This window comes from Slackia sp. (genome assembly GCF_977041755.1).
Window position 1 is genome coordinate 1 of record NZ_CDRRGL010000107.1, and the last position, 6027, is coordinate 6027.

At 55.2% G+C, this 6027-nt stretch carries 4 protein-coding genes; 3 read left to right on the forward strand and 1 reads right to left on the reverse strand.

Annotated features, from left to right (window positions below; translation table 11 throughout):
- Window positions 1-212 precede the first annotated feature (212 nt).
- The gene (gene glf, locus ACWI8T_RS07560) at window positions 213-1331 is read right to left on the reverse strand and encodes a UDP-galactopyranose mutase (RefSeq protein WP_329934867.1); all 1119 of its coding nucleotides are present in this window, start codon (window positions 1329-1331) and stop codon (window positions 213-215) included.
- 273 nt (window positions 1332-1604) lie between these two features.
- On the opposite strand from glf, the gene uvrC reads away from it, so the two are divergent.
- Genes uvrC through ACWI8T_RS07575 form a run of 3 tightly spaced genes read left to right on the forward strand, consistent with a single transcriptional unit; the run spans window position 1605 to window position 5793 of the window.
- Window positions 1605-3665 carry an excinuclease ABC subunit UvrC gene (gene uvrC / locus ACWI8T_RS07565; protein ID WP_449138494.1) on the forward strand — a complete coding sequence of 687 codons (2061 nt, stop codon included), beginning with the start codon at window positions 1605-1607 and terminating at the stop codon, window positions 3663-3665.
- Between the two features lie 38 nt (window positions 3666-3703).
- Window positions 3704-4627: an RNase adapter RapZ gene (gene rapZ, locus ACWI8T_RS07570; protein WP_449138496.1), complete on the forward strand. Its 924-nt coding sequence runs from the start codon at window positions 3704-3706 to the stop codon at window positions 4625-4627.
- The gene (locus ACWI8T_RS07575) at window positions 4627-5793 is read left to right on the forward strand and encodes a gluconeogenesis factor YvcK family protein (RefSeq protein ID WP_449138495.1); all 1167 of its coding nucleotides are present in this window, start codon (window positions 4627-4629) and stop codon (window positions 5791-5793) included. Before rapZ ends, ACWI8T_RS07575 begins: the two co-directional genes overlap by 1 nt.
- Window positions 5794-6027: the final 234 nt, after the last annotated feature.

The following is a 6027-nucleotide window of genomic DNA, read 5'->3' on the forward strand; positions in this document are numbered from 1 at the left end:
TCTGGCCGTTGGGCTTGTGTTCTGTGGGTGTCTTGCCTTTACCGCCGGTCTTATTCTTGATTCCGTCGCCAAGGCGAGCCGTAAGCAGTGGGAGATTGAAGTGTATAGGTTCATGGCGGAAGATGCGAAATAGCTTTTTCTTGAATTAATTGCTTTATAACGAGAAAAGCCTGCATAAGCAGGCTTTTCTCGTTAACGTGCTTGTGGGGTGGCTATTTGGCGATTTCCACTCCAAGCTCTTTTTTAACAAGATCAAAAGCGGCAGCAACGGCTTTGTCCATGTCGTAATATTTGTAGCCTCCCAGGCGGCCTGCGAACACCACATCGCCCTCTTCGGCCGCAAGCTTCTCGTATTCGGCATACAACGCTTCGTTGCGCGCATCGTTTACCGGGTAATACGGCTCGTCTCCAGGCTTCCAGTCGGCGGGGTATTCTCGAGTTAGGACCGTTTTAGGCTGCGTGCCGAATTCGAAATGTTTATGCTCGATGATGCGAGTGTACGGCACTTCGCGCGCGGTGTAATTCACGACGGCGACGCCTTGGTGATTTTCCTCGTCTAGAATCTCACTTTCGAATCGAAGGCTTCGGTATTCCAGAGTACCCAATTTGAAGTCATAAAAAGCATCAATCGGGCCACAGTAAATCGTTCGATCGGCTATGTCGGGCTGTTCTGAAATGAATTCTTTGTATTCGACGCCGCAACGCACCTCTACGCCCTCAAGCATGCGCTCGACCATCTTCGTATAGCCGCCCATAGGAATGCCCTGGAAACGGTCGTTGAAATAATTGTTGTCATAGGTGAAGCGGCATGGCAGGCGTTTGATGATGCTGGCGGGCAAATCTTTGCAGTCGCGTCCCCATTGTTTCTCGGTGTAGCCTTTCACGAGCTTTTCAAAGATATCGCGGCCAACGAGCGACAGTGCCTGCTCTTCAAGATTCGTGGGCTCTTTGATATTTTCCTTAGCTACCTGCTCGGCGATTTTCGCCTTCGCCTCGGCGGGAGTGAAGACGCCCCAAAGCTTACTGAACGTGTTCATGTTGAAGGGCATGTTATACGTTTCGCCATTGATAAAGGCAACGGGGGAGTTCACGTAGTTGTTGAACTCGCAGAATTGGCCCATATAGTCCCAAACGCCACGCAGGGAAGTGTGAAAGATGTGGGCTCCGTATCGGTGCACGTTTATGCCTTCGATTTCTTCGGTGAAGACGTTTCCCGCTATATGGTCGCGGCGATCAATCACCAGGCACTTTTTGCCAATCTTTTGTGCTTCATGCGCGAAGACGGCGCCCGTCAAGCCTGCGCCTACGACTAAGTAATCATATTGCGACATGTGATTTTCTCCTTATGCAATCGGAAACGTTGTGTGCGTTGTCGCGCCTGCATGAACGGCATCGCTTCCGTGGCGTGGTTGCGAGTCGCAAATCAAGTGCGGCGATAGGGCCCTTTGCGTTTTTGGCGTGTTGCCCAAAAGCTCCATAGCCTTCATGGCCGAATCCTTTTTCGATAGCCTAGAATAGTTTAGTGGATTGTTGCCGTGGGATACGCTGGGGATATTGCGAGAATGAACATAAAGGCACCCTCAACAATTGAAAACAAAGGGCCTTTGAGCGCTGCAGGGGGCGTGGTGCTCGATGCGCCGCCCGAACATGAATCATTCGACGAAAAAATCGCCCGTCTGAAAGAACAGCTAAAAAGCGTGCCTACGCTTCCTGGCGTCTATCTATGGAAAGACGCGTCAGGGCAGGTAATATACGTCGGCAAGGCGAAGCAGCTCCGCGCCCGCATGAAGCAATACGTCATGGGGCAAGACGAGCGCGCGAAAATTCCCATGATGCTCGAGCAGGTGTCGACGTTCGAGTACGTGGTGGTGAGCAACGAGCATGAGTCGCTCGTGCTCGAAAAGAACCTCATTAACCAGTTCTCACCTTTCTTCAACGCCGACTTCAAAGATGATAAAAGCTATCCGTTCATCGCGATTACGAAAAGCGATGTTTTCCCTGCTATTAAGTACACGCGCGAAAAACACGTAGAAGGTACGCGGTATTTCGGCCCTTATACCGACAGCCGCGCGGCGCGTCAGTTGGTCGATATCGCGCGCAAGGTCGTGCCGATTTGCTCGTCGAAATGCAACGAATGGCGCCGCCTGAAGCGCAAGCTCGACGCGGGGTCGCTCGGGGCTTTCTTATCGGAAGCAGGAACGCGGCCGTGCTTCGATGCGAACGTAGGCCTTGGGCCTGGTGCGTGCTGCGGCCGTATTACCCCCGGGGAATACCGGCGCAACGTCGAGCGGGTTGAGCGTTTTCTTGCGGGCAATCGTCGTGAATTCGTTGACGAGCTCGCAGGCGAAATGAGTGATGCCGCCTCTGAGCTCGATTTCGAGCGTGCGGGCCGTATCAAGGCGCGCATCGATACAATCAATTCGCTTTCCGACAAACAGCACGCGGTTTCGTCTCGCAACTTGAACGCTGACGTTGTGGGCATTTCCCGTGAGGAGACCATCGCGGGCGTCCATGTGTTCATGGTGCGGGAAGGCCGCGTTGTGAACGGCAACGAGTTTGTGCTCGATCGTGGCCGCGATGTGCCCGACGAAGATCTGCTCCATACCTTTCTTCTTCGCTATTACGACGCTACCACGTCCATTCCGCACGAGGTCATCGTTGAGCGCGAATTGGAAGATGCATCGGCGATGGAAGCATGGCTTACGGACAAGCTTGACTCCGCCCATGGCGCAAAGGTTCGTTTCACGGTGCCCCAACGTGGCGAAAAGCGAGACTTGCTCGATATGGCATGCAAGAATGCGCAGCACACGCTCATGCGCTACAAGGTGCGTACGAACTACGAGGATAAGCGCATCAACGATGCCCTGCTGCAGCTTGAAAGCGCGCTCGCGATGGATGTTGCCCCCATGCGCATTGAGTGCTTCGATATTTCGACCATTCACGGCTCGTATACGGTTGCTTCCATGGTGGTGTTCACGGGCGGAAGGCCTGATAAAAACCAATATCGCCGCTTTAAAATCAAGACGCCGCTCGATGAAGCCAATGACTTCCTGTCTATGCAGGAGGTCATGCAGCGCCGATACTGCGCAGAACGCATGTCCGACGAGCGCTTTGGCTCGAAGCCCGATTTGATTATCCTCGACGGCGGCTTGCCGCAGCTCAACGCCGTGCTCGAGATGTTTGACGAAATGGACATCCATGATATTGCGCTTGCTGGTTTGGCCAAACGAGACGAGGAGCTTTTCGTTCCGTGGCAGGAGAGCGGTCCGGTGGTGCTGCCAAGCGGGTCGGCGTCGCTGTATCTGGTGAAGCAGGTTCGCGATGAAGCCCATAGGTTCGCCATTACGTTCCACCGAGAGCTCCGTGGCAAAGGCATGACGAAGTCGATTCTCGATGACGTCGTTGGCTTGGGTCCTGTCCGTAAAAAGGCGCTGCTTTCGGCGGCGGGCGGCTTTCGTAAACTGCGAGACATGGATGTTGATGAGGTTATTGGCCTTGGCGCGGTGCCCGAAGAGGTTGCGCGTGAGGTGGTCACCGTGCTCGCGCAGTATAATGGAGAGCGTGATAGGGTCGAGGGGTTGGGCGAGGGCATTGTGCCCGCCCAATCTGCTGAAGACGCGATTGATGAAACCGCTGGCGTGCCTGAATGGGCCCGTGGTGAGTAGCTTGTTGATGGGAGAGCGTATCTATGGTTGAGCGCAAGATGGGCGAGAGCCCGAACGACTTGGTCATCATTACAGGCATGAGCGGCGCAGGCCGCACGGAAGCTATGCATGCTTTTGAAGACTTGGGTTATTTCTGCATTGACAACTTGCCTGCGAGCTTGCTGGGGCAGCTGCTCGTTGTGACCGCCGATGACGCAAACGGCCTTTCGCGCAAACTTGCTGTGGTTTGCGATGCTCGAAATAAAGATTATTTCGCCGATCTCGACGACGAGCTCGATGCCCTGAAAAGCAAGGGTATTCCATTTCGCATTGTGTTCCTCGATGCCGATGACGATAAGCTCGTCGCTCGTTATAAGGCGAGTCGCCGACGCCATCCGCTGTGCGATGAGGGTATGACGATCGCGCAGGGCATCACTGCCGAGCGTGCACTGCTCTATCAGCTTCGCGTTATGGCTCAAGATGTGGTGAACACTACCGATATGCTTCCTATGCAGCTGCGTGCGAAAATTCGCGAGCTGTTTGGCGAGGGAGATGAGCGGGAAGGCCTTGCTGTTACCGTGTATTCCTTCGGTTTCAAGCATGGCGCCGCGCTTGATGCCGATATCGTTATCGACGTGCGTTTCCTTCCGAACCCGTATTATGACCCTGCGCTTAAGTCCCTTACGGGTCTTGATGCTCCTGTTCGCGATTTCGTGATGTATCGCGATGAGACGGTTGAGTTCATGTCTCATTGGAAGAGCCTGCTTGATTGCGTGATGCCTGGTTATGTGAAGGAAGGTAAGCAGCAGCTCGCTATTGCGGTTGGTTGCACAGGTGGCCAACACCGCAGCGTTGCGATTGCCGAGGCCACGGGCGATTATCTGCGCACACGTGGATATCGCGTGAGCGTGACGCATCGCGATTTGCCCTTAGCGGAATCGGTGCAAAATGAACTTACGGGCGAGACTAAGGTGCATGCGTAATGGGCGCTCCGTTTTCTCTCGATCCCTCGGCGACGGCGGCGTTTGCGAAACTTGAACAAGACGTAGGTGCTCAGGCGCTTCACGATACGGCAGCGCCGGTAAAGGCTGTGGTCATCGGTGGCGGCACGGGCGCGCCCGTATCTATTCGTACGCTGCTCTCCCTTGAAGCTGACACATCCGCTGTCGTTGCCATGGCCGACGACGGTGGATCGACGGGCATTTTGCGCGAAGAGGCGGGCGTATTGCCGCCCGGCGATATTCGTAAGTGCCTCGTCGCGATGGCCGCTGACGAGGGCGACCCGCTCACCAAGGCGTTCAAGTATCGTTTTTCGTTTGCACGCAACCATACGCTCGGCAACCTCATGCTTTCGGCCCTTGAGGAGTCGACGGGTTCGTTTCCCGAGGCTATCGACATTTGCTCACGATTATTGAACGCGAGGGGCCATGTTTATCCCTCGACGCTCGATGAAGTGCGCCTGTGCGCCGCGACATGGAACGGGTGCAAGCTTGATGGTCAGGCGAAGGCGAGCCATTCCGATTCGACGCTGTATCGCGTTTGGCTTGAATCGGCTGCGCCGGTTCGGGCCTATGAACCCGCGCTCGACGCGATTCGCGAAGCCGACTTCATCGTGCTTGGGCCTGGCTCGCTCTTCACGTCGATTTTGCCGAACCTGCTTGTGCCGGGCGTCGTCGATGCGATTCGCAATTCGCATGCTGCGACGTTGTTCGTGTGCTCGCTTGCCGATCAGCAAGGCGAGACGCGTGGCATGACGGCGCTCGAGCATTACGAGGCGCTTTGTCGTCATGGCATGGAAGGGCTCGTCGATTACATGCTCGTTCATAGCGTTGACTCCCTCCATCCTGGTGATGGTGCTTGCGATCGGGTTGGCCTTGATGCCCGTTCTAGTCAAATTGGAGTGCATGGCGAGGAAATTCGTCCCGTGCGCATTTCCTGCGACGACGCCGATCGAATTCAATCACGCGGCACGGTCGTTATGGTTCGTGACCTCGTTGACCCTGATCGTCCCACCTGGCATGACCCGATTGCGTTGCGCAATGCGTTCCGCACGGTTTTGCGCCTTTCCCGCACACAGCCTCGTTTCGCAAGGGATCGCGAGGTGGAGCGACGTGCAGCCGATATGGTGAAAGTGCGCACGAGGGAATAGCGATAATGCGCCATGCTGCCACGCTGTTGTACTGTGACGCCATGCTGTCTGTTGTTTCGTTGTGGCTGTGGCCCCATGCTGAATAGGTTGCATAGGGCCACTATGGCTGCTTTGCCGCATTGGCTTGCGTGATGGCCTTCTCGCGTACGTCCACCACAGCGTATACTTTGAACAAAACAAAGGTGCGCGAACATGACTTGTTTGTTGCGTTCTTCGGTACTATTCAATCATGTC

Coding starts and splice junctions, on each gene's coding strand:
- rapZ (WP_449138496.1), top strand. CDS start 3,704: ATGGGCGAGAGCCCGAACGACTTGGTCATCATTACAGGCATGAGCGGC.
- glf (WP_329934867.1), bottom strand. CDS start 1,331: ATGTCGCAATATGATTACTTAGTCGTAGGCGCAGGCTTGACGGGCGCC.
- ACWI8T_RS07575 (WP_449138495.1), top strand. CDS start 4,627: ATGGGCGCTCCGTTTTCTCTCGATCCCTCGGCGACGGCGGCGTTTGCG.